The organism is Yinghuangia sp. ASG 101 (genome assembly GCF_021165735.1).
GTDB lineage: Bacteria > Actinomycetota > Actinomycetes > Streptomycetales > Streptomycetaceae > Yinghuangia.
This window is the reverse complement of sequence record NZ_CP088911.1, coordinates 7,788,446-7,811,564: the sequence shown is the minus strand read 5'-3', so window position 1 is coordinate 7,811,564 and position 23,119 is coordinate 7,788,446. Positions and strand designations below refer to the sequence as shown.

18 protein-coding genes and 1 pseudogene are annotated in these 23,119 nt (G+C 73.2%); 6 read left to right on the top strand and 13 right to left on the bottom strand.

Annotated elements, in window-relative coordinates; genetic code table 11:
• Nucleotides 1–54: 54 nt before the first annotated feature.
• On the top strand, nucleotides 55–1,674 hold the full coding sequence (locus LO772_RS33490; RefSeq protein WP_231775788.1) for a threonine aldolase family protein: 1,620 nt from the start codon (nucleotides 55–57) through the stop codon (nucleotides 1,672–1,674).
• 14 nt (nucleotides 1,675–1,688) lie between these two features.
• Here the strand turns inward: LO772_RS33490 and LO772_RS33485 are convergent, their stop codons facing one another.
• From LO772_RS33485 to LO772_RS33455, 7 genes are all read right to left on the bottom strand, one after another.
• Entirely contained in the window at nucleotides 1,689–1,916 is a 228-nt protein-coding gene (locus LO772_RS33485) for a response regulator transcription factor (protein ID WP_331717295.1), read from the bottom strand.
• A 450-nt stretch (nucleotides 1,917–2,366) separates the two neighbouring features.
• Complete coding sequence (locus tag LO772_RS33480) at nucleotides 2,367–3,470, bottom strand: nucleotidyl transferase AbiEii/AbiGii toxin family protein (RefSeq protein ID WP_231775787.1); 1,104 nt, start codon at nucleotides 3,468–3,470, stop codon at nucleotides 2,367–2,369.
• A gap of 183 nt (nucleotides 3,471–3,653) precedes the next feature.
• Complete coding sequence (locus LO772_RS33475; protein ID WP_231775786.1) at nucleotides 3,654–4,208, bottom strand: dihydrofolate reductase family protein; 555 nt, start codon at nucleotides 4,206–4,208, stop codon at nucleotides 3,654–3,656.
• 423 nt (nucleotides 4,209–4,631) lie between these two features.
• The gene (locus LO772_RS33470) at nucleotides 4,632–5,582 is read right to left on the bottom strand and encodes a sigma-70 family RNA polymerase sigma factor (protein WP_231775785.1); all 951 of its coding nucleotides are present in this window, start codon (nucleotides 5,580–5,582) and stop codon (nucleotides 4,632–4,634) included.
• 21 nt (nucleotides 5,583–5,603) lie between these two features.
• The gene (locus LO772_RS33465) at nucleotides 5,604–6,818 is read right to left on the bottom strand and encodes an NAD(P)/FAD-dependent oxidoreductase (protein WP_231775784.1); all 1,215 of its coding nucleotides are present in this window, start codon (nucleotides 6,816–6,818) and stop codon (nucleotides 5,604–5,606) included.
• 141 nt (nucleotides 6,819–6,959) lie between these two features.
• Nucleotides 6,960–7,415: a hypothetical protein gene (locus tag LO772_RS33460; protein ID WP_231775783.1), complete on the bottom strand. Its 456-nt coding sequence runs from the start codon at nucleotides 7,413–7,415 to the stop codon at nucleotides 6,960–6,962.
• A 315-nt stretch (nucleotides 7,416–7,730) separates the two neighbouring features.
• On the bottom strand, nucleotides 7,731–8,594 hold the full coding sequence (locus LO772_RS33455) for an SDR family oxidoreductase (RefSeq protein WP_231775782.1): 864 nt from the start codon (nucleotides 8,592–8,594) through the stop codon (nucleotides 7,731–7,733).
• 146 nt (nucleotides 8,595–8,740) lie between these two features.
• Between LO772_RS33455 and LO772_RS33450 the strand changes: the two genes are divergently transcribed.
• Nucleotides 8,741–9,163: a winged helix-turn-helix transcriptional regulator gene (locus LO772_RS33450; RefSeq protein ID WP_231775781.1), complete on the top strand. Its 423-nt coding sequence runs from the start codon at nucleotides 8,741–8,743 to the stop codon at nucleotides 9,161–9,163.
• A gap of 503 nt (nucleotides 9,164–9,666) precedes the next feature.
• Here the strand turns inward: LO772_RS33450 and LO772_RS33445 are convergent.
• Nucleotides 9,667–10,242: pseudogene (locus LO772_RS33445) on the bottom strand (alpha/beta fold hydrolase); the annotation flags it as partial.
• A 130-nt stretch (nucleotides 10,243–10,372) separates the two neighbouring features.
• A complete protein-coding gene (locus tag LO772_RS33440) occupies nucleotides 10,373–11,443 on the bottom strand; it encodes an NAD(+)/NADH kinase (protein ID WP_231775780.1) in 1,071 nt (356 codons plus the stop codon).
• A 353-nt stretch (nucleotides 11,444–11,796) separates the two neighbouring features.
• Between LO772_RS33440 and LO772_RS33435 the strand changes: the two genes are divergently transcribed.
• A complete protein-coding gene (locus LO772_RS33435) occupies nucleotides 11,797–12,255 on the top strand; it encodes an SRPBCC family protein (RefSeq protein WP_231775779.1) in 459 nt (152 codons plus the stop codon).
• Nucleotides 12,256–12,326: 71 nt separating this feature from the next.
• Here the strand turns inward: LO772_RS33435 and LO772_RS33430 are convergent, their stop codons facing one another.
• Both LO772_RS33430 and LO772_RS33425 read right to left on the bottom strand, forming a co-directional pair.
• On the bottom strand, nucleotides 12,327–15,176 hold the full coding sequence (locus LO772_RS33430) for an FAD-binding and (Fe-S)-binding domain-containing protein (protein ID WP_231775778.1): 2,850 nt from the start codon (nucleotides 15,174–15,176) through the stop codon (nucleotides 12,327–12,329).
• Between the two features lie 321 nt (nucleotides 15,177–15,497).
• The gene (locus tag LO772_RS33425) at nucleotides 15,498–16,508 is read right to left on the bottom strand and encodes an ArsR/SmtB family transcription factor (protein ID WP_231775777.1); all 1,011 of its coding nucleotides are present in this window, start codon (nucleotides 16,506–16,508) and stop codon (nucleotides 15,498–15,500) included.
• A 60-nt stretch (nucleotides 16,509–16,568) separates the two neighbouring features.
• On the opposite strand from LO772_RS33425, the gene LO772_RS33420 reads away from it, so the two are divergent.
• Nucleotides 16,569–17,744 carry an MFS transporter gene (locus tag LO772_RS33420; RefSeq protein ID WP_231775776.1) on the top strand — a complete coding sequence of 392 codons (1,176 nt, stop codon included), beginning with the start codon at nucleotides 16,569–16,571 and terminating at the stop codon, nucleotides 17,742–17,744.
• A 139-nt stretch (nucleotides 17,745–17,883) separates the two neighbouring features.
• Here LO772_RS33420 and LO772_RS33415 read toward each other — a convergent pair whose 3' ends face one another.
• Nucleotides 17,884–19,527 (bottom strand): GMC oxidoreductase, encoded by a 1,644-nt coding sequence (locus LO772_RS33415; protein ID WP_231775775.1) that lies wholly within the window; start codon nucleotides 19,525–19,527, stop codon nucleotides 17,884–17,886.
• A gap of 705 nt (nucleotides 19,528–20,232) precedes the next feature.
• On the opposite strand from LO772_RS33415, the gene LO772_RS33410 reads away from it, so the two are divergent.
• Nucleotides 20,233–20,766: a pyridoxamine 5'-phosphate oxidase family protein gene (locus LO772_RS33410; RefSeq protein WP_231775774.1), complete on the top strand. Its 534-nt coding sequence runs from the start codon at nucleotides 20,233–20,235 to the stop codon at nucleotides 20,764–20,766.
• 252 nt (nucleotides 20,767–21,018) lie between these two features.
• A complete protein-coding gene (locus tag LO772_RS33405) occupies nucleotides 21,019–21,975 on the top strand; it encodes a helix-turn-helix transcriptional regulator (RefSeq protein WP_231775773.1) in 957 nt (318 codons plus the stop codon).
• 263 nt (nucleotides 21,976–22,238) lie between these two features.
• Here LO772_RS33405 and LO772_RS33400 read toward each other — a convergent pair whose 3' ends face one another.
• Complete coding sequence (locus tag LO772_RS33400; protein WP_231775772.1) at nucleotides 22,239–23,078, bottom strand: ABC transporter permease; 840 nt, start codon at nucleotides 23,076–23,078, stop codon at nucleotides 22,239–22,241.
• Nucleotides 23,079–23,119 lie beyond the last annotated feature (41 nt).

The following is a 23,119-nucleotide window of genomic DNA, read 5'->3' as shown; positions in this document are numbered from 1 at the left end:
GACAGTCGATTGCCATGATGGGCAAATCACGGGCGCACTGGCAGACTGACCCCGGTGAATGCCAAGGGAACCGCGCCGCAGACGCACCAGGCACGTGGGATCAAGGTGTTGTCCGGCCACACACCGGAACCGATCGGCGAGAAGGTGCTGCGGCAGGCGGCCTGGCTCGCGGAGAACCCCGGTATCGCGGACCTCCCTCCGGACAAGTACGGCAACGGCGGCCTCGTCAGGATCGCGGAGGAGCGGGCCGCGCAACTGCTCGGCGTGGAGACGGCGCTGCTGTTTCCCACGGGAACCATGGCACAGCAGGCCGCCCTGAAGGTCTGGGCGGACCGCACCGGCTCCCGGGCGGTCGCGATCCATCCGTACGCGCATCCGCTGCGCTGGGAGAACAACGCGATGGTCGAGGTCTCCGGGCTCAAGCCGCGCGTGGTCACACCGGGACCGGACCAGCTCACCGCCGACGATGTGCGGTCCCATCCCGGGGAGTTCGGCTCGGTGTTCCTGGAACTTCCGCTGCGGGAACCGGGCTTCCTGCTCCCTGCCGCCGAGGATCTGCGAGCCGTGGTCGACGCGGCGCACGACCGAGGTGCCTTCGTCCACGTCGACGGGGCACGATTGTGGGAATCCGCCCGGCATTTCGGCCTTCCGCTGGAGCGGATCCTTCCCGAATTCGCCATCGATTCCGCCTACTTGGGGCTCGACAAAGCACTCGGCGCCCCGTCCGGCGCGTTTCTGGTCGGGGACAAATCGTTCATTCAGGAGGCGCAGGCGTGGCGGCACGAGTTCGGTGGCCGGGCACACGAACTCTGGCCGGTGGCGCTCCCCGCCGTGATGGCGATGGAGCGGGAACTCCCCCGGCTCCCCGAGTACGTCGACCACGCCCCGGTCGTGGCCGAGTCGCTGGCCGCCGTCGACGGGCTCGCCGTTTTCCCGAACCCGCCGCACACCCATCAGTTCCAGGTCTGGGCACCGGGCACGCGCCAGGAACTCACACGCGCCGCGGCCTTGCACACCGAGGAATCCGGCACGCGACTCTTCAGCAGTAGCTGGCGGAGTTCGGATATTCCGGGGATGGCGGTCGCCGAAGTCACCGTCGCCGGCCCGGCCCTCGGCTGGGAGCCCCAGGAAATCACCGCCCGGGCCGAGGAGTTCATCTCCGTGGTGCGGCGCGAGGCCCACGGGGAGTACGTGAGGGGAATCGCGCGGTCGCTCGGCCGGGACGCCGGGCATGCGAACACACCGGCGCCCGAGGCGGCCCGCCGGGACACCACGCTCCCCACCCCCGTGCCACCCGTGAAGAACGCCCCCGACACCGCGTACCCGACCCGCCTCCCGGCGGACGCCCCGGTCAATTCCTCCGACGCGCCGCGGGTCGGGCAGGCGTCGGCGGACGGGGCCGAGTCCTCGGCCTCGAGCCCGATCTCCCCTGTGCCGGCCCCTGTCGCCGAGCGACACGAACGGCTCACGGCCGTGGTGTCGGGCGGATTCGCCCAGCCCAACCTTGGCGTCGACGGCGACAAGTTGCAGGCGGTCGCCGCCGGCCTGGGACCGATGAACCGTGCCGGGGCGGGCAGCGGAACCGCGGGCGGTGGCACCGTGCGATCCGACTTCTCCCCCGCCCCGGAACGCCGGCAAGGCCGCGCGCCGGGGCTGAGGAAGCAGACCCCCTGACCTCCACCGGACCCTCACCGTGCGCGGACCTGGTGACGCCCGGCGCGTACTCGGTCCGGAAACCCGGCCTGGTCCGCCAGAATCGCCGCTTGGACCCGGTTGGCCAGACCCGGCTTCGCGAGAATCCGGCTGACCTGGGTCTTCACGGTCGCCTCGCTCATGTACAGCGCCGCCGCGATCTCCGCGTTCGACGCTCCCGCGGCGACCTGCACCAAAACCTCGCGTTCCTTGCCGGTCAGCACCGCGAGCCGCCGTGGGGCGTCGCCGCGCCGGCCCGGCGAACGCGCGCGGGAGCCTGCGGGTGATCCGCGGCGAGATCATCGCCCGGCCGCGGGCCGCGCTGCGCGCCGCGTTGCGCGAACGGCCGGATCGACACGGGCAGTACGGGCGTGCTCTTGGTCGGTGCGATGGGACTGTTCGCCGCTCTGCTGTGGACCGCGGTGGTCCTCTCCGTCTTCAAGCCGGGCGGCCGGACCGCTGGGGACGACGCAAGGACGAGCGACGGCGCGTTCCCCAGGCCACGGCCGACAGACGTCCGGTCTCCGGAAGCGCGGCCTCCCCCGGCCCCGGCTCCCACCGACCGACCGAACGGACGCCACACCGACCGGTTTTCGCGGCATCGCCGGGTGCCAACGCGGCGACCGTCGCCGCCGTCACGCACAATCCGGCTGGGCCGCCGGACGCAAGACGCCTCAGCAGGCGCCGCGGCCATCACGCGCGGGGCCCGGTTCGCCGCCGTCCGTTTCGAGCATGCGCCGGACCGCCCGGTCCAGCCGGCCGAGCCAGCTGTCGAGGTCCCCGCGGACCTGCGGCTGGTCGGCACGGAAACCGGCCCAGTCGACGTCCCATGCGGATATGCGCTCCAGGGTGACGTCGCCGACGCCGACCTCGCCCTGGGCGCGCAGGACCCGGCGCAGCAGCGGCGGCCGGAGCCGTGTGCGGGGGGACTCGGCGAGGACGACCGCGTCGTAGAGGTCCTTGCCCCGGCCCTGTCCGTGGCGGGCGATGTCACGGTGCAGCCACAGCAGCTTCCATGCGAGGGACAGTTCGCGACTCGCGGCGCGGACGAGGGTGGGTTCGCGGCCGTCGGCGCGCGGGATCAGGGCGTGGACAGGGCTCTCCTCCATCGGCTCGTCGAAGACGATGTCGACCTGGACGTCGCCGGAGGTGCCGTGCTCACCGGTCCACGGCAGCGACACCCTGACGCCACCGCCTCTTTCGGTGGAGACGACGTACTCGGTGTACTCCCAGTCGGGGTCGATGCGGTACCGCCGGGGATCGAACCGCACGGCGGGCGGTCGGCTGGTGGGCGACCCGCCGGGGAGGTCGGCTGGGTGGCCCCCAGGTGTGTCCGGGCTCGCGTCCAGCAGGCCGACCAGTTCGCGGACGAGGTCGTCGCGGTCGTCGGTTTCGGGCGGCCGGATCCAGCGCGTGCCTTCCGGCGGCGTTCTCGGGTGCAGGCCCCCGGTCGCAAAGCTCTCCGCCTCGTCCTTGAACAGCTCGTACTCCGCGGCCCCGTGGCTTGCCTCGGGCCAGTACCGGACCGCGTCGAGGTCGTCCACATAGGGGTACGGGCTCAGCGGGTGGACCGGCACCGGCCCGGGAGCCGCGACCCAGTCGAGGTCGGCCGGCTCGCGGGCCCGCGCGTCGGCCCAGGCGAGCATCGCCATGCTGCCGCGCAGGACCAAGGCGTCCGCCCACGAGGTTCGGACGGTGAGCGCGAGGACGTGGTCGAGCGCGGCACGTTGCGCGGCCCGCTGCGCGTCCTGGTCCGTGCGGGGGTCGCTACGCGTCACGTCGTGCCTTTCGCGGGATCGGGCGGAACCAGGCAGGTGAACCGCGGCCAAGCCCCGAGGCTTCGGCGTCGCCGCCGGGTTCGGCGCCATGGAACCGGCACGCGCCGACACGTCGCCCCCGGACGCGGGCCGCGCACGGGCGTACGGCCGGTGGCGCGTACGCCCGTGCGCGGGGTGGGCCCGTCAGGTTCGTGTGTAGCGCCGGAATGTGGTTCCGGAGGCGAAGCAGCGGTGCTCGACCAGACGCAGCAGCAGTTTCTCCCGCACGGGCAGGTACGGCTTGCCGCCCCCGACGATCACGGGAAAGGCGTACACCCAGAATTCGTCGATCAAGTCCACCAGGGACGCGGCCAGTTCGGGACCGCCGAGTTGGAGGTTGCCGTCGAGTTCGTGCTTGAGGCGCGTCACCGTGGACGCGGCGTCGTCGCGGCGGACGATCGTGACTCCCGCGGGGGCGCTCCGGAGGGTGTCGGAGAAGACGTACCGCGGTGTCTCCTGGTACAGCCGGGCGAATTCCCGCTCGACGGCTGGTGCTTCCTCGCCGCCGAGGTCCTGGGTCCAGGGCTGTTCCATCGCCTCGTACAGCCGCCGGCCGAACAGGAACGCCGTGGTCCGGCGGATGTGGTCGTTCGCCGCCTGGTGGAACTCGTCGTCCGGGGTCAGGAAGTCCATGTTGCCGTCGGCATCCTCGATGTAGCCGTCGATCGAGGTGTTCATCCAGTAGATGATCCTGGCCATCAGGGTTCTCCTTGTCGTCGGGGTCGTTCGGATGGAGACCCCGGAGAGCGCCGAAACTCATCGCCGTCGGACCGGGGAATCTTTCGCCGACACCGGCCGTCGGTGGCGCGCGACAACTTCCGTGGTCTGGTCGCACAGTAGGTCGATCGACAACCGGAGACCCCGTGCGGACGACGGCGGTATCCGGATGAACCGGCTCGGCGGCCCCGACGTGGTGCCGGTCCGGCTGCGGGGCGACGACCCGCCCGGTGCGGGCCGGCGGTTGGTCGCCCAACTCGACTCCTGCCACCTGCCTTTCGCGGTCAATTTCGGTGACACCGGGGGCGGCTTCCTGTTCCCGTCGCCGGACGGCGGGAAGGCCGCGTTCTTCTTCCCGAGTTCCCGAGCCGCCGAGGACCGGGGTACGGCGGGTCGGGGGCCGGGTCACCACCGGGCGATGAGCGGCGGGTCCGCGTCGTGGTGGCGCCAGGCCTCGGTGAGGCGGACGAGGCGGGCGGGAGCGGCGATGCCGCGGACCGTCGCGATCTTGCCGCCGGTGATGTCGAACGCGACGGCTCCGACGACCCGGTCGCCGACCACGGTGAGGACGGCGGGGGTGCCGTTGACGCGCGCGTAGTGGATGGCGGGGGTGCCGCCGACGAGTCGCCGCTTCCCGGGGGCGGGTTTGAAGCCGGCTCGTGCGATGGCGGCGACGCGCCGCGGGGTGTCGTACTCCAGCAGCCTGGCGGTCAGGCCCGCTCCGTCGGAGATCGCGGTCGCGTCGTCGGTGAGCAGCGCCACCAGTTTCTCGATGCGGCCCGAGGTGGCGGCGGCGAGGAATTCCTCGACGATCCGGCGCGCGGACGCCGGGTCGACCTCGCCGCCGCGCCGCGCGACGGTGATGCGGTGCCGGGCCCGGTGGAGGTGCTGCTGGCTCGCGGACACGCCGATGTCCAGCAATTCCGCGATCTCGGCGTGGCCGTACGAGAACGCTTCGCGCAGGACGTAGACGGCCCGCTCAAGGGGCGTCAGGCGCTCCATGAGCGTCAGGACGGCGAGCGAGACCGATTCGCGCTGCTCGAACGTGTCGGCGGGGCCGAGCATCGGGTCGCCGTCGAGGAGCGGTTCCGGCAGCCAGGCCCCGACAGCGCGCTCGCGGCGGGCCTGTGCCGAGCGGAGGCGGTCCAGGCACAGGTTGGTGACGACCTTGGTCAGCCAGGCCTCCGGGACCTTGATCCGCCGCCGGTCGGCGGCCTGCCAGTGCAGGAAGGCGTCCTGTACGGCGTCTTCGGCGTCGGCCGCCGAGCCCAGCAGCCGGTAGGCCAGCGAGGCCAGCCGGTTCCGGCCGGCCTCGAACCTGCCGGTGTCGATGGCGTCGATGGCGGTACTGTCCACGCGGACCACCCTAGGCGGCGGCTACGCGGCAGCGCTCTCGGCGGAGTCCGCCCGGTTCGCCGCGGGCGCCGTATCCGGCACGGCGGCCAGCCGGTGCCTGCGCTTGGGCAGGCCGAAGGTCGGGTGCGCGGTGGCCCACAGCGACATCCTGACGATGCCCGCCTTGATCCGCGCGGCCTTCCGTCCGCCGATGTGCTTGGGCTTCGGCTGTGCTTCGTCGTCGACCATCTGCAGGATCGCGTCCCGGCGCCCGAGGCTGATGTGGTTGGCCAGGTACTCCAGCTTGGCGTTCACGATCTTGCGGCCGGTCAGGCGGCCCACGATCGCCTCGACGGCCTGCCGGCCGGTGTAGCCGGCCGACGCACAGGACATCGGCAGCGGTCGGCGGTTGTCGCCGATGGCGTGGACGCTGTCGCCGACGGCGTAGATGTCCGGGTGCGTGACCGACCGCATGGTGCGGTCGACGACGATCCGGCCGTCCTCGGTGACCTCCAGCCCGGCCGCGGCGGCGATCGGGGCGACGACGAACCCGGCCGTCCACACGGTCGCGTCCGACGCCAGGACGGTGCCGTCGGCACACAGCACGCGCGTCGCCTCGACCCCCTCGACGAACGTGTGCTCCAGGACGGCGACCCCCAGCCGGACGCAGGCCCGGCGCAGGTGGCCGCGGGCCCCGTCGGAGAGCCGGGCGCCCAACTCGCCGCGGGCGACCAGCGCCACCGACAGGCCGGGCCGCGACTCGGCGATCTCGGTGGCGGTCTCGATGCCGGTCAGCCCGTCGCCGACGACCACGACCTTGCCGCCTTCGCCCAGGCCGTCCAGACGCTCGCGCAGCCGCAGTGCCGAGGGCCTGGCGGAGACGTCGAAGGCGTGTTCGGCCGCGCCGGGGACGCTGTGGCCGGTGCCGTGGCTGCCGAGCGCGTACACCAGCGTGTCGTATTCGACTCGGCCGCCGCCGTGGGCGTCGGCCACGGCGACGACCCGGCGCTCGGGGTCGATCGCGGTGACGCGGGCCACCCGCAGCCGGATCGCCGTACCGCCGAAGACGTCGGCGAGGAGGGGCGCCTCGATGTCCTGCCCGGCCGCCAACTGGTGCAGCCGCAGCCGCTGGACGAAGTCCGGCACGGCGTTGACCACGGTGATCTCGACACCCGCCGGGGACAGCCGGCGGGCCAGGGTCCCGGCCGTGAACGCCCCGGCGTACCCGGCGCCGAGGACGACAATGCGGTGCTTCATGTCTCGCTCCCGTCGATTCGCTTGCCCTTCGCGACTTGAGCGGGACGGCGCGTCGATTCCTGACAGGAACCCAGTGTGGCGTGGGTCACACAGCGAGCATTCTTCGTCGGGGGTCGCGTCAGGCGGGAGCCATTCGCGTGGTCACCAGGCCGGGCGTGGGTCCCGTCGGTCGGGCGGGGTCTGGGCGGGGAGCGGTCGGCCCTGGTCGGTCCGGACGAGGTATCCCGGGTCGGGCGGGTCGTCGTCGTGGGGCGGGGCCGGTGGGTGGATCCGCTGCGTGTGCGGAAGAGGGACCTCCACCAACCTGCCGTCCCGGAGCATCCACAGGCCGAAGCAGTCGTCGTCCTGGTCGTGGATCAGGACCTGGACGCTGCCGGGGCGGGGCCACGGAAGCGACTCCAAGTGCCTCAGGAGACCGGTGCGGTTGCGCATGCGCTCGAACTCCACGGCCCACCCGCAGCCGAAGGAACCACCCCACTGGCTCTCGATCGGAACGAATCGGCCGTACCAGGTGCGCGCCGGGTCGTCGCGGGTCAGCGGCTCCATGACCTCGTCCGCGTCCAGGGCAAGCACAACGACCTCGGCGAATCTGCTCATGAGGGAGTATCGGCGCGTTGAGGGGGGCCGGTGCAACCGGTTTCGGCCGCGCACCGAGGGGTGTCGGCGGGCTCGGAGCAGGCTCCCGAATGTGCGCGAACTCCTCGTGCCGCGCGGAGCCGTGGGCCTTTCCGCCGAGGGCACCGGCGCGGGTGGTCCCCAGGCCGGGGGCCGGCCCGGCCGGTCGGTGCGGCCGGTCAGTGCGCCCGGTCGTCTCGGCGCCGAACTCCCCGTCCGGCTCGGCGCCTCCCACGGCTTCGGCACCTCGCACCGCATCCGGCCGCCGGCCGGGATGCCCCTCCTCCCCCGGCGGCGTCAGTTCTTCAGCGCCGCGGCGACCGCCTCCGCGAGCGTGGCCGACGGGCGTCCGATCAAGGTACGCAGGTCGTCGGTCACGCGGCCGAGCGCGCCGCCGCGCGTGTGGACCTCCGCGTCGACCAGGAGCGGCACCAGGCCTTGCGGCAGGCCGGCACCGGCCAGGATCTCGGCGAGTTGCCCGGCGGGCACGTCGGTGTACGTGACGTCGGTGCCGGACTGCCGGGCGATCTCGGCGGCCAGGTCGGCGAGCGTCCAGGACGCGTCACCGGTGAGTTCGTACGCCTTGCCCTCGTGCCCCGTGCCGGTGAGCACGACGGCCGCCGCCTCCGCGTAGTCGGCGATCGAGGCCGCGGCGACGCGCCCGTCCGCGGCGGTGCCGACGATGCCGCCCCGCTCGACGGCGGCCGGGATGCCGGCGGTGTAGTTCTCGAAGTACCAGCCGTTGCGCAGCAGCGTGAACGGCAGGCCGCTCGCGCGCACCGCCTCCTCGGTGGCCTTGTGCACGGTCGCGAGCGCGAGCGGGTTGGTGTCCGCGTCGACGATCGACGTGTAGGCGAGGTGTCCCACCCCGGCGGCGTGCGCGGCGGCGATCGCGTTGCGGTGCTGGGCGATGCGCAGGGTGTCGTCGTGCGCGTTGGCGGAGACGAGCAGCAGTTTGTCGGCGTCGGCGAACGCGGCGGGGAGGGTGTCGGGCCGGTCGTAGTCGCCCTCGCGCACCTGGACGCCCTGCCGTGCCAGGTCGGCGGCGCGTTCGGGGGTGCGCACCGCGACGGCGATGCCGTCGGCGCGCACCCCGCGTGCGAGCAGGGTTTCGACGGTCCGACGGCCCAGGCGTCCGGTGGCCCCGGTGACAACGATCACGGTGGTCTCTCCTCGAGGGACGTGCGGTGCGGTACGGCCGGGACGGCCGCACCGCGCTTACCGAAAGTCTTGCACTAACTTCTGGAAAGTACAAACCTTCGGCGAGCGCTGACGCGGACGCAGCGGACCGAGGTACCGTTGCGGTCATGGAGAGCACGCGGAGCGAGGCGACGGCACGCGAGGACGGCTTGGAGGAAGTCGTCTTCGACGTGTTCGCCCGGGGCTGCCCCTCGCGCCCCACGATGGAACACGTCACCGGTCGCTGGGGCGGCCTGGTCCTGGTGGCGCTCGCCGACGGCGACATGCGCTTCAACGCCCTGCGGCGGCGCGTCGACGGCATCAGCGAGAAGATGCTCGCCCAGGCGCTGCACGCGCTGGAGCGCGACGGCCTGGTGGTGCGCGAGGTGCGCCGGACGATCCCGCCGAACGTGGAGTACCGGCTGACCGAGTTCGGCAGCGGCGTCGTCGAACGCCTCAGCGGGCTCATCGAGTTCATCGAGGCGAACATGGCCGGCGTCATCACGGCCCAGGAACGCTACGACGCCGCCAAGGCCGCCGCGGGGGCATGACCGCGGGGCACGGGCCCACGCCGACGACCGGTCGGACGCGGGACGTTGACACCGTGAACGCCCGGCGAGCATCGGACGGCCTCTCGGCGCGAGGTCGAACGGCCCTGCGCCGGAACGGCGTTCAGCCGGAAGCGCGGGCAACACGGCCCGCGACACCGCGACCTGCGCGGGAGCGCACGATCCCGCGTGGTGACGAAGCCCCCCACCGCGGGCGGTCGCGACCGGGCCCGGCGAAGGGCGCCCACGGGACGGTCGCCCGATGTCGCGGGGGAGAAATCGCGCGGCCCGTGGTGGGACGGGCCCGGCCCGCGGGTGGACCCGGCACACCGCGGCGCCGGGCGTCCTCAGCCGCGCTCGCCCTCGACGGACCTCCGCACCCGGGCATGCCCAACCGCGGCGGGCCCGGCACTCTGCCGGGTTCAGCCGGGGACGCCCTCGACCAACCTCGGCACCCCGGCCTGACCAACCGCGGATGCACCCGACACTCCGCGCCCCCGGCGTCCTCAGCCGCGCTCGCCCTCGACAAACCCCAGCACCCGGGCGTTGACCAACTCCGGTTGCTCCAGCGTGAGTCCGTGTCCGACCCCGGGGACGATCTCGGCCTCGGCGCCGGGCACGAGGCGCCGGACGCGGTCCCGGGCCCGCTCCGGGCGCAGCAGCACGCTGCGCTCCGCGAGGAGGGCCAGCAACGGGACCTTGACGCCGCGCAGTTCGTCGTCCGTGAAGGGTCGGGCCGCGCTGCGTTGCGGGCCGAACCTGCGGGCTCCGATCATCACCGGCGCGAGGTCCCTCGGGTCCATCACCAGCGCGGGCTGGGCGAGCCTGCGGGCCAGCCACGGGCGCAGCCGCCGCGGCGCGGCCGTCGCGAACGCGCCCGCGACCATGTTGATGTAGAACCCGGCGCGGACCTTCTCCAGGCCGCCGGGGTCGAGCAGTGTCGCGCTGGCGATCCGGTCGGTGTTGTGGGCCGCCTGGTTGAGTGCCAGCCAGCCGCCGTAGGACTGCCCGACCAGGTGGACGCGGTCGAGGCCGAGGCCCGCGAGCGTCTGGTCCAGCCAGCGGCCGCGTCGGCCGAGCCCGTCATCACCGCGGTCTGGACGCTTCGGCCGGGGTCGTCGATGGTGTCGACCGCGTACACCGGGTGCCGTTCGGCGAAGGTGGCGATCTGTGTGGCGACCGTCCTCGGGCGACCGTCCTCGTCGGCGCGGATCAGGTGTCGTCCGCCCCGGGAGACGCGGGCGAGAGAGTCAGGTGGGCGAGATCCGCGGGCGGCGGGGTGGTCACGGACCACAGCGGTGCCGCGGTGCCGTCCGCGACCGCCGCGGGGGCGTCGGTGAGGTTCATCCGCCGACGCAGGCGGCCGTAGAAGTCGTTCGGCCCCAGGCGCACCGCGCGCAGCCGCCGCGGCGCCGCGTACACCGCGATCCAGTCCCCCGGGTCGAGAACGCCGCGCAATTGGCCGTCGACGCTGACCGCGGCCTGGCCCGAGCGCTCCAGGACACGCAGGCCGATCGGTTCGTCCGGCGCCACCACCACCGAGCGGTCGAACGCCATGTGCGGCGCGACCGGCGTGAAGACGATCGCCTCGGCCCGCGGCGACACCACCGGCCCGCCCGCCGCGAAGCTGTAGGCCGTCGATCCCGTCGGCGTGGCGACCAGCAGCGCGTCGGCCGAGTACGACGCCAGCAGCCGCCGGGACATGTAGACGCCGACCGACACCTGCCGGTCGCGGGACAGCTTCTCCAGGACCACGTCGTTGAGGGCCGCGATGTGCAGGGCCACGCCCCACTCGTCGTCGGCCTCGCAGTCGGTGCGGACCTGTGGAGGGGGCGGCATGGGGCCGCGGCCGTACCGGAGCAGTTCCGCGACGTCGGGAGGCATCTCCAACCGACGCGACGCCCGGAGCGTCAGCAGCATGCGGCTCTCGGTCTCCACGCGCCCCGCCCGCACGGCGTCCAAGGCGGTCCGCACGTCCTCGGCGGGCACCTCGGTCAGGAAACCGACCCGACCCAGATCCGCGCCCAGGACCAGGGCGTCGTTCACGGCGGCCAGCCGGGCACCGCGCAGAAAGGTTCCGTCGCCGCCCAAGGTGACGATCAGATCCGGGTCGCCGGCCGCCTCGATCTCGTCGCGGGCACTGCCGCGCCGGCCGTCGTCCCACACATCGATGTCCCCACAGGCGACGGCGTTGTCCCGGCACCAGGCGCGCACCACCCGCGCCGCCGCCACGGCCTCCGTACGCCCGCCGTGCACCACCAAGCCGACTCGTCGCACCGCCATGGCCGCTCCCGCACGCCACTCGTCGTCCTCGGCATCCGGATCGGGCCGGCCGCGGCGGGACGCCCGCGGCACGCGTCATCCTCGTGCAGGACCACACGGCCGCCGCCGCGCCACGCCGCTCCGGCGTCCACGAGGCCGGGCGCGGACCGGCCACCGGCACCGAACCGGCCCGCCCCGGCGCGGGCGCCGGTCGAGCCTCGGCTCTCCCCCCCTCTCCCGCGGCTCGCCCGCGCGGCCGCGCAACGGCACGTCGCCGTCGGGGATTTCCTTCGGCGGCGGCGATGAGTTCCGCCGCCGCGCCCGGTCTACCTCCTCGAAAGCACCGCACACCACGAGACCCCGAGGAGCCCGACATGACCGGCACCACCCCGCTCGCGACCACGATGACCGACCACGGCGACGGCTCGGTCACCTTCGTCCGCGAGTTCGACGCGCCGCGCGAGAAGGTGTTCGCCGCGTACACCGACCCGGACCAGATCGTGCGGTTCTTCGCGCCCGAAGGGCTGTCCGTCCCGCGCGAGAGTGTCACGTTGGAGCCCCGCCCGGGTGGGCGCTGCGAACTGACCATGGTCATGGGCGACATGAGGATGCCGTTCAACGGCGTCTACCTGGACGTCGTCGAGCCGGAGAAGCTGGCGTTCCATGTGCCCGGCGACGCCATGAGGCAGGAGCTGACCTTCACCGACCTGGGCGCCGGTCGGACCCGCCTGACGCTGCATCAGACCGATGTCCCCGAGCAACTGCGGGGCGAGGGCGCGCACTTGGGCTTCGATTCGAGCTGGAACCAACTGGCACACCACCTCGCCCACTGACCCGACCACACCACCCCGAGCCCTGCCGTATGCCGCATGCGGCAGGGCTCGGTGCGTCCCTGTCCTCGTGGTCAAGGGGCGGGGGTCGGGGTGGAGGAGGTGGGGCGGGTTGTCTCTTCGAGTAGTTCGAGAAGGTGTCGGTAGGGGCGGCCGGTCGCTCGTGTCATGCCGAGTTCGCAGGTGCGGTTGACGGAGGCGTACGCGGACGCCTCGGTGCGCTGGACGGCCTCGGCCTCCGCGGCGGTCGCGGACGCGGTGAGTTCCGGGTGCAGAAGACCGCGGTCGCCCGCGAAGGCGCAGCAGTTCCAGTCGTCGGGTTCGACGACCGTCTCGGCCACGGCCGAGGCCACGCGCACGAGGGCCGGGTTCAGGCCGAGTTGGGTGGACGCGCATGTGGGGTGGACGACGAGGGTGGGGAGGCGTCGGGAGGCGGGCAGGCGCGGCAGGATCGTGGTGTCGGTGAACGCGATCGCGTCGGTGACGGTGATGCCGTGCTCGGCGAGCATGCGCGCGAGGCCTTCGGTGCAGGACGCGGCGTCGACCACGACGGGCAACGCGCCGCCGTCCGTGGCGCGTTGGAGGATCGGGACGGTGTGGTCGCGCATGGCCGTGTAGCCGTCGGTGAGGCCTTTCGACGTCCACGGCGTGCCGCAGCAGAGCGAGGCGATCCGGTCCGGTACGCGGATCTCGATCCCGGCCCGCTCGCACAGGGCGAGGAAGGCGTCGCGGACCCCGAGGCCGGTGTCGGGTCCGGCGGGTCCGGCGGGTCCGGCGGGTCCGGCGGGTCCGGCGGGTCCGGCGGGTCCGAACATCGTGGAGAGGCAGGCGGGGAAGTACACCGCCTCGGGGTGTCTCACCGGGCGCGGCTGCCGTCGGGTTCCGCCGCGCGGCAGTTCGGGTGACCAGGCCGGAACCGTGTCCGCGCCGAACAGTGCGCGTCCGGCGGCACCCGCGGCTCGGGGCAGGGCGGCGGGCGTGGCCCGGGCGGCGTTCAGCGCGCCTGCCGCCGCCCGGGTGGTGCCGTCCCAGTGCCGCGCGGCCGTTGCCCATGCCGTCCGCGTGGTGGGTCCGGTGTGTGCGGCGCGCAGGCGGCGGGTGAGGTCGCCGGTGTCGATGTGGACGGGGCAGGCGGTGCGGCACATGCCGTCGACCGCGCAGGTGTCGACGGCGTCGTAGCGGTAGTCGTGTTCCAGGCGGGCGAGCAGTGCGGCGTCTCCGGCGTCGCGGGCGCGCGCGATTTCCCGGCGCAGCACGATGCGTTGGCGCGGGGTGGTGGTCACGTCACGGCTGGGGCAGACGGGTTCGCAGTAGCCGCACTCCACGCAGCGGTCGACCTCGCTCTCCACGGTGGGGGTCGACTTGAGGTGGTGGAGGTGGATGTCGGGGTCGTCGCTGATCAGGACGCCGGGGTTGAGGAGCCCGCGGGGGTCGATGAGGTGCTTGATCTCCCGCATGACGGCGTGGAGTTCGTCGCCGTATTGGCGCCGGACGTACGGCGCCATGATCCGGCCGGTGCCGTGCTCGGCTTTGAGCGTGCCGCCGTGGCCCAGGACGAGATCGACCAGCTCGTCGGTGAACTCCTGGTATCGGACGAGGAGTTCGGGCCGGTCGAAGTGCTCGTTGACCAGGAAGTGGACGTTGCCGTCCTTGGCGTGGCCGAAGATCACACTCTCGGTGTAGCCGTGCCGGTCGAACAGGCCGGTGAGGTCGGTGCAGGTGGCGAGCAGCCGGTCGACGGGGACGGCGATGTCCTCCAGCAGCGCGGTCGTTCCGGAGGGCCGGGCTCCCGCGACGGCGGTGAACAGGCCTTTGCGGATGTGCCAGAGTGCGGCCTGCGCGGCGGTGTCGGCGGTGAGCACGCCGGGTGCCGCCAGCGGGAGTTCGCGCATCAGCGCGGTCGTCGCGGCGATGCGGTCGTCGAGGGCTTCGACGGTCGGTTGCCGGTGTTCGACCAGCAGTGCGGCATGGTCGCGGACGGCGTGCGACAGCAGGTCGCCGGCGGCCTTCGGATCGCGTTGGGCGACGCGGAGGCTTGTGGCGTCGAGGAGTTCGACCGCGGCGAAGCCCGCCGCGACCAGGTCGGGCAGCACGCCGGTGGCCGCCGCGAGGTCGGGGAACAGCAGCAGGCCGGTCACCGTGTGCGGGTGGGCCGGGACCGTACGGAAGGTGGCCTCCGCGACGAAGGCCAGGGTTCCTTCGCTGCCGATCACCAGGTGCGTGAGGATGTCCACCGGGCGGGTGTGGTCGAGGAACGAATTGACCCCGTAGCCCATGGTGTTCTTGAGCGCGTACAGGCGGCGGATCGTGGCGACCGAGGCGGGATTGCCGCGCACCCGGTCGCGCAGGCGGACGAGCCCGGCGTGGATGCGGGGTTCGAGGGCGCGCAGCCGGTCGTCGGCGTCGCGGGCTCCGGTGTCGATCACCGTGCCGCTCGGCAGCACCAGGACGGCGGATTCCAGCGTGCGGTACGTGTTGGCCTCTGTGCCGCAGGCCATGCCGCTGGAGTTGTTCGCGACGACGCCGCCGATCGTGCAGGCGATCTCGCTGGCCGGGTCGGGGCCCAACTTCCGCCCGTGGCGGGCGAGTCGGGCGTTGACGGCACGGACGGTGGCACCGGGTTGGACGCGCACCCGCATCCCGTCGTCGAGTGGTTCGACGGCGCGGAAGTTGCGGCGGGTGTCGACCAGGACGCCGTCGTTCGTCGCCTGCCCGGAGAGGCTGGTGCCGCCCGAGCGGAACGTGAGCGGAACGCCGTACGCGGCACTCACGCGCAGGAGTTCGGCGACCTGCGCGGCGCCGCGCGGAGTGACGACGGCCTCGGGGACCAGCAGATAGTGCGAGGCGTCGTGGGCGTACGCGAGCCGGTCGGTCGCGCGGGCCGCGACCGCACCGGGCGCCGCGTGTTCCAGAGCCCGGAGCAAACCGCTTCCCCTGCCGGGGAGTTCGCCGACTCCGCGGGAGGTGCGGCGACGCCGCCGGTCAGGGCGACTCACGACTCACCGCCGATCCGCCGGTCGCGGCGTCGGCGCCCCGGCGCCGAGCACACGGTCGAGGCGGGCACACCCCCCACCTCTGAGCGCTGCGAAGTCCCACCGGCACCGATCAAGCATAAGCCCGCCCACGCGGCGGCGGTCGGGACGGTGCCGCTCGCGGCCCGTCCGCTTTCCGGCCCAGGACGTGGCGGCGTGGATCGGCGAACCGGTCACCCGGCGCATGGCCGCGGGCCTCCGTTCGACCCGGCGTCACACCGCGCCGCTGCCGACCGACCCACCGTCCGTCCTGCCGTGGTGCGCGGCCTCGACCAGGGCGTCGCCGGTGTCGCTGCGGTAGTACAGCACCGAGCGCCCCGCGCGGCCCCGCCGGACCAGGCCCGCGTCCAGCAGCACCTTCAGGTGTCCTCCCACCGAGCCCAGCGCCGAGCCGGTCAGCGCCACCAGGTGGGTGGTGCTCTTGGGGGTGCCCAGCAGCGTGAGGATGCGGGCGCGCCGCGGGCCGAGCAGGGCGTGCAGGGCCCGGTGTGCCGGGCGGTCCGCGTGACCGGCCAGCGCGCCGGTGCACGGGTACACCAGGGCGTACCGGTCGGATTGGGCCCCCGCCACCCAACCGCTGTGCCGCGTGACCGGGACGAACAGCAGGTGCGCGCCGTGGAGGGAGCGGGGTGGATTGTCGTGTGTGTTGACCTGGAGCCGTCCGTCGCCGAGCCAATGGGAGTGGGGGTGCAGGCCGTCGAGGGCCGCGGCCCAGCCACCGTCGCTCAACTGCCGCGTGCGGGCGACGACGTCGGCTTCCAGGACGCGCCGTCGCCGGTCCCAGTCCGGCAGCACCGCCCGGGTCCACACCCAGCGCAGCAGCGCGGCCGAGTGCGCGGGGACGTCGTCGCGGCGCAGCACGTCGGGGAGCGGGCCGCCTCCCAGGGCGGTGGCCAGGTCGGCGCGAGCGGTCGCCGGCGGGGTCGCCCGGACGCGACGCAGCTCCTCGTCCACGTCAGGGGTGTCGTCCCCCGACGGCGCCGGGACGAGGTAGTCGGCGATCCAGGTGGGGCGGAACCCGGCCCGTACCACGGCCGCCGCGACCGGGTTCCGGGCCAACCGCTCGCGGTAGGCGGGCAGATGGGCCGCGATCCACGTCGCCTGCGCCGGATGACAGGCCGTCGGCCGCTCCAGGTCGAGCAGGCTCGCGACGGTCTCCGCCAGCGGCGAGATCACGAACCGACCGCGTGCCAGGGTGTCGACGTCGAGCAGCCACAGCCCCATGGTTTCGCCTCCCCGCGAAACATTAACGCCCGCACGGCGGTTCCTCGGAGACTCCGCGTCATGCGCACGTATCGAGAACTCTTCCGCACTCCCGAGTTCACGCCGCTGTTCGCCACCGCCGGGCTGTCGGTGGCCGCCTCCACCGTGAGCGGGCTCGCCCTGGGCATCCTGGTCCATTCCGCCACGGGTTCGCCGCTGCTCTCGGCGCTCGCGATGTTCGGCCCCTCCCTCGCCCAGGTCGTCGGCGCGCTCACCCTGCTGTCGGCCGCGGACCGGGTCCGTCCGCGCGCCGCGACGACCGGCATCGCCGCGGGCCTGGCGGCGACGACGGCCGTGTCGGCCCTACCGGGGATGCCGGTGTGGGCGATCTTCGCGATCCTCGGCGTGGAGGGGCTGATCGCCTCCGTGGCCGGGGGAATCCGGTACGGCCTCCTCCACGAGATCCTGGCGAAGGACGGCTATCTGCTGGGCCGTTCCGTCCTCAACATGGCCGTCGGCGTCGTGCAGATCGTGGGCTTCGCCCTCGGCGGCGTCCTCGTCGCCCTGCTGCAGCCGCGCGGCGCGCTGCTCGCCGCCGCGGCCCTCTCCACGGCCGCGGCAATCGTCGCCCGCCTCCGGCTCACCGACCGGCGGCCCCGCGCCACCGGCCGCCCCTCGGCCGCCGCCACCCTGCGCGTCAACGCCCGCCTGTGGTCGTCCGCGCCCCGCCGCGGCGTCTACCTGGCCCTGTGGGTGCCCAACGGCCTTGTCGTGGGCTGCGAATCCCTGTACGTCTCCTACGACTCCGACCACGCGGGCCTGTTCTTCGCGTGCGCCGCCGCCGGCATGCTCGCCGGCGACACACTCGCCGGACGCTTCCTGTCCCGGCGTTGGCGCGAACGCCTCGGCGCTCCCCTGCGGCTCCTCCTCGCCGCCCCCTATCTGCTGTTCGCCCTCGCACCGCCGCTCTTCGCGGCACTGGCCGCGGTCACGCTCGCGTCCCTCGGCTACGCGGCCGGACTCCTCCTCCAGGAACGCCTGTTGGAGCTCACCCCGGAGGAACTGACCGGCCAGGCCCTGGGCCTGCATTCCTCCGGCATGCTCGCCCTGCAGGGCATCGGTGCCCTCACCGCCGGCACCATCGCCGAACTCACCACCCCCGCGACGGCCATGGCCACCGCGGCAGCCGCGTCGCTCGCCGTGACCGCGGCCCTCGCCCCGCGACTGCGCGCGCGTCGGCCCGTCGTCTCGGCGTGAGATGCGCGAACGGTGGGCAGGGCAGGGGCGACGCACGGCGGAGCGACGTGCCGGGCCGCGGTCGGGACCGTCACCGCGCTGCGGCCTCGGAGCCCGGAAGAGTCGGCCCGGGCACGTCGCCCGGCGAATCGTCCGTGGCTCAGAGGTCGTTCGCGATGACGTTGTCGATGTTCCGTTCGGCCAGTGCCGTGATGGTGACGAACGGGTTGACGCTGGTGTTGCCCGGGATCAGCGCACCGTCCGTCACGTACAGGCCCGAATACCCGCGCAGGCGACCGTAGTTGTCGGTGGCCTTGTCGAGCACCGCACCGCCGAGCGGGTGGTACGTGAGGTGGTCGCCCCAGATCTTGTAGACCCCGAACAGGTCGGTGCGGTAGATCGTCCCCTCCTTCGCGTTGATCTTGTCGAAGATGGTCTTGGCCATGTCGATCGACGGCTGCTTCCAGGAGGCCTGCCAGTTGAGGTCGACCCGTCCCGCCGAGGCGTTCCACGTGAACTGGGCCCGGTTGGGGTTCTTGGTGATCGACAGGTAGAAGGACGCGTACGTCTCGATGCCGGTCGGCAGCGGCGCGACTTCGGCGAACGCGCCGCCCGCCGCCCAGTTGTCGATGCCGGCCGTCGGCATCGACGACTGCAGCGAACCGGTCGGGTCCCACAGGTGGTTGGCCCGGCCGCACATGACGTTGCCGTTGTCACCCCAGCCCTTGCCGACCTCGTCGTTGAGGTTCGGCAGCGCGCCGGTCGCCTTCAGCATGACCAGCAGCTTGGTGGTGCCGACGCTTCCGGCCGCGAAGAAGACGCGGTCGGCGACCACGGTCTTCCCGGCCACGGTGGCGCCGCCGGTGTCGATCTGGTCGATCGCCACGGTGTAACCACCGGTGGGTGCCGGTCGGACCGAAGTGACCTTGTGCAGCGTGGAGATCGTGACGCGGCCGGTCGCCTTGATGCGGGGGATGTAGGTCTTCTGCAGCGACTTCTTGCCGTAGTTGTTGCCGTACAGCACCTCCCCCGCCAGCGCCGACTTGGGCACCGCGCCGGCGGCCTCCTGCTTCATGTAGTCCCAGTCGTAGACGTTCGGGACGAATACGAACGGGAAGCCGGACCGCTCGGCATGCTTGCGGCCCACGCGCGCGTACTGGTAGCAGGCGGCGTTCTCCCACCAGGTGCGGTCGACCTCCGTGACGCCCAGTTCGGCGTTGGCCCGGGGGTAGTAGGTGGCGTACATCTCGGCGGCGTTCACCGAGGGCAGGATCGCGCCGAAGTTCTCGCGGCGCGGGGTGACCGCCATGCCGCCGTTGACCAGGGACCCGCCGCCGAGTCCGCGACCCTGGTAGACGGTGATGCCGCTGAAGTCCTCCGCGTCGAGGATGCCCGTGTACCGCGCGATGTCCTTGTCGATCGGGAAGCCGAGGAAGTTGCTCAGCGGCTGTTTCGTCCGCGTGCGCAGCCAGTACGAGCGGCTGTCGGGGCTCGTGGTGCCGGCGAAGATCCTGCCGTCCGAGCCCGGGGTGTCCCAGGCCATGCCCATTTCGATCATGTGGACGTCGACTCCCGCCTGGGCGAGGCGGAGCGCGGTCACCGAACCGCCGTAGCCGGTGCCCACCACCAGGGCCGGGACGTGCGCGCCGTCGGGGATCGCCGCGGCCGAAGGGGCCGCGTGTGCGCGCGGCACGGCGATCGGCCCCGCCAGGGCCGCGGCCCCCAGCAGGGCGCCGGCGCCGCGGACGAAGCCGCGCCGGGATACCTCGTTCGAACCGGATTCGTGCACGGCGGTGTCACTCATGCGACGGTCCTCACTGTGGAAGGGACAGGCGACAGTGCTCGTTGCCGGTATCGGTGCGAAACGCCTTGCCGGTGGGGCGTCGTGCGTGCGGTGCGACCGGAAGGCCGATCGCGGCTTCCGGTTCCGTGGTCACGTTCGGGCCGCCGGGGACGCGTCGGGCGGTCGGGAACGGCGTCGCCGCCGGTTAGGCACGGGGACGGCCGACCTCGGCGGTGCGGTGCGCGGGGACCCGGCGAGCCCCCCTGGCTCGGCCGTGCTGACCCGAATCACCCGGCGGCCGACGCTCCCGGCCCCCGGGTCACGTGAAGGTAGCAAAAGGCAGGAAACCTTCCCAGTGCGCTTCCCATGATTCTTTTCCGGGTGTTCCGCCCGGCCGCGTCCAGGGCGCGGCACGACGACGCGACCTCCCCCGGCCCGCCGCGCCGTGGCGCTTTCTCCAGGCCGAGTCCGGCGGTGGCGGCGCTTGCGCGGGTGAACGCCCGAGCGCGGCTGCTCGCCCTGGGCGTGGTGGCTCCTGTCAGACGCCCGACGGCACCACGGAGGTTGCACCACCCGCGGGCGCCCGTGCGCGCCTGTGCGGGCCGCGCGGATTCCCGGCGGAAAACACGACGGAAGATGTCGGGTTTTGCGGGCAAGGTGGTGTCGCCGGCCGGTTCCGCGGAGACACGGGCCGGAGACGACGAAGACCAAGGAACCAGGAACCCCATGCGCGAGACACCCGACGAACTCCACCGCCTCCAAAACCTCCTCGACAGCTCGCTCGCCCGCTCCACGAACCACCTGCGGTCGATCATCAGCACCGAACGCACACTCACCGCCGAACAGCTCACCCGGACGCTGACCGGCATGTGCACGCTCGCGCTGTCCACCGTGACGGCGGCGGGCGAGCCGCGGATCAGCGGCGTGGACGGGCACTTCCTGCACGGCGCATGGCATTTCGGCACCGCCCGTACCGCCGCCAAGGCCCGGCACCTCGCGGCCCGGCCCGCCGCGAGCGCCGCGTACATGCGTGGCGAGGAGTTGGGCGTGTTCACCCACGGCTCCGCCGAGACCCTCAACCCGCCGGACGACGAGCCGGCCGACGGTTGGCCCGAACTCCTCGCGTACCTGCGGGACTTCTACGGCGACAACGCCTTCGACTGGAACAAGGACGTGGTCTACTTCCGGCTCCGGCCGCAGTGGATGACCGTGTTCGCCGCCGACCCGTCCAAGCTCGGAGGCGACGCGGACGGGGCGTGACCGCTCGCACCGGACTCGCGCCTGTCGGCCCCGGCGGTGCCGGGGCCGACACGGGGCGCGTGACCACCCCGCGGACTCCGTATGGCTCTCCGGGACCGGGGCACGGCCGCGGCGCCGACCCGGGAGAATGGGTGCCGGGCGGTCCCCGCACCGCCGGAGAGCCCGCCGAGGCGCGGCGGAACAGCGGGCGCCCCGACCGGACGAACACGGGCGGGGCGCACGACGGCGACAGGCGGAGGCGGAAGGAGCGGCATGCGGGCGAGCCGGGCGATCGCGCTGCTGTTGCTGCTCCAGACGCGGCACACCATGACCGCGACCGAGCTGGCCGCCGAGTTGGAGGTGTCCGAGCGGACCGTCCAACGCGACATCGCCGCCCTGGTCGAGGCGGGAGTACCCGTCTACGCCGAACGAGGCCGCCGCGGCGGCTACCGCCTGGTCGACGGCTACCGCACCCGCCTCACCGGCCTGGAACCGGCGGAGGCCGCCGTCCTGCACCTGGCCGGACTCCCGGGCCCGCTGCGCGACATGGGGCTGGCCGGGCAGGCCCTCGCCGCGCGGCTCAAGGTCGCCGCCGTCCTCGGCGACACCCCCGCCGCCGCCACGCAGCGGTTCCACCTCGACGCGCCCGCGTGGTTCCGCGACACCGAGACCCCGCCGCTGCTCGCCGAGATCTCGCGCGCCGTGTGGGAGGACCGCGTCCTCCACGCCCGCTACGCCGCGCGCGGCGGGGTCCGGGACCGGCGCCTGGAACCCTACGGCCTCGTCCTGAAAGCCGGGCAGTGGTACGTCGCCGCGCGCAGCGCCTCCGGCCGCATCGGCTCGTACCGTGTCGACCGCTTCCGGACCGCCGAGGCCGGCGACGAACGCTTCGAGCGCGACCCGCGGTTCGACCTCGCGGACTACTGGGCCACGGCGGCACGGGAGTTCGCCCGCGCGATGCTGCACGAGCACGCCGTCGTACGCCTGAGTCCGCTCGCGGTCGAATACCTGCCCGTCCTGCTGGAGCCGACGGCCGCCTCCGACGCCCTGGCCACCGCGGGCCCTCCGGACGCCGACGGCTGGGTCACCGTCACGCTGCCCCTGGAGACCTGGGACATCGGCTACTTCGAACTCCTCCGCCTCGGCCCGGAGGCCGAGGTCCTGCACCCGCCCGAATTCCGCGCCCGCCTCGCCGACGCCACCCGCCGCGCGGCCACGCTGTACACCTGACCGGCACGGGCGCGCCGCCGTGTCCGAGCGCGCACCACGGACGTCGGCCGGCCCGGGGATCGCGGAGGACGGCGCGCGGGGGCGAGCCCGAAAACCGGTGTTCGGCTGTTCGGCGGGCGGTGCCTCGCCCTCGCCGTCCGCCGCGGCGCGCTGGGCGCCGAGCCCCCGCGGAGGCCGGGAGCGACGGACACCGCGATCCCGGCCCGCGCTGCGGCGCCCACCCGAGCCCGGCGAAGTCGTCCCGCGCCCCCGTCCCGGTGGGATCAGCGCTGCCAGCGGAGCAGGCGTCGTTCCAGCAGACCGAAGATCCAGCTCGTCACGGTCGCGAGAACCACGAGGACGATGAGCACCGCGAAGACGAAGTCGATGTGGAGTTCGGAGCTGTACCGGACCACGTCCTGGCCCAGGCCGTCCTTGGCGGCGATCATCTCGCTGCCGATGACGCCGAGGATCGCGTACGTGATGCCGAGGCGGAGCCCCGCGAAGATCGTGGGGACGGCCGACGGCAGGACCACCTTGGTGAGCATCCGCCACCCGCGCAGGCCGACGACGCGGGCCATGGTGAGCTGGTCGCGGTCGACGCCCTTGACCGCCGAGCGCGCGTTCTCCACCAGGATGAAGAACACGACCGAGACCCCGAGCACCACCTTTGACAGGTTGGTGAGCCCGAACCACGCGACGAACAGCGGGGCCAGCGCGATCCGCGGCACCGCGTTGAGCGGGACGAGGAACGGGCTGATCACCCGGTCGAGGAACGGCGACGAGCCGAGGATGAGGCCGACGAGGATGCCCAGCGCGGAGCCGATGGCGAACGACTCCAGCACCGCCGTCGCCGTCGCGCGGATCGACGTGGACGCCTGGTCCGAACCGAGGTAGTCGATCAGTGCCGACCAGATCGCACTCGGTCTGCTGGTGAACAGCGGGTCGACCCAGCGGTTGCGGGCGGCGGCCTCCCACAGCGACAGGAAGCCGACGAGCAGCACGAGCTGCGTCGCGATGACGATGAGGCGGGAATCGGCGAGGGGGCGGCGAGAGGCCCGGGCCGGGGCGGTGGCGGGCGCCGCCGTGCCCCGCGCGGGCGGGGCCTGAGTCTGCGTGGTCAAGGGTCTCTCCATACGGGACGGCCGAAGGGCGGGAATTCGAC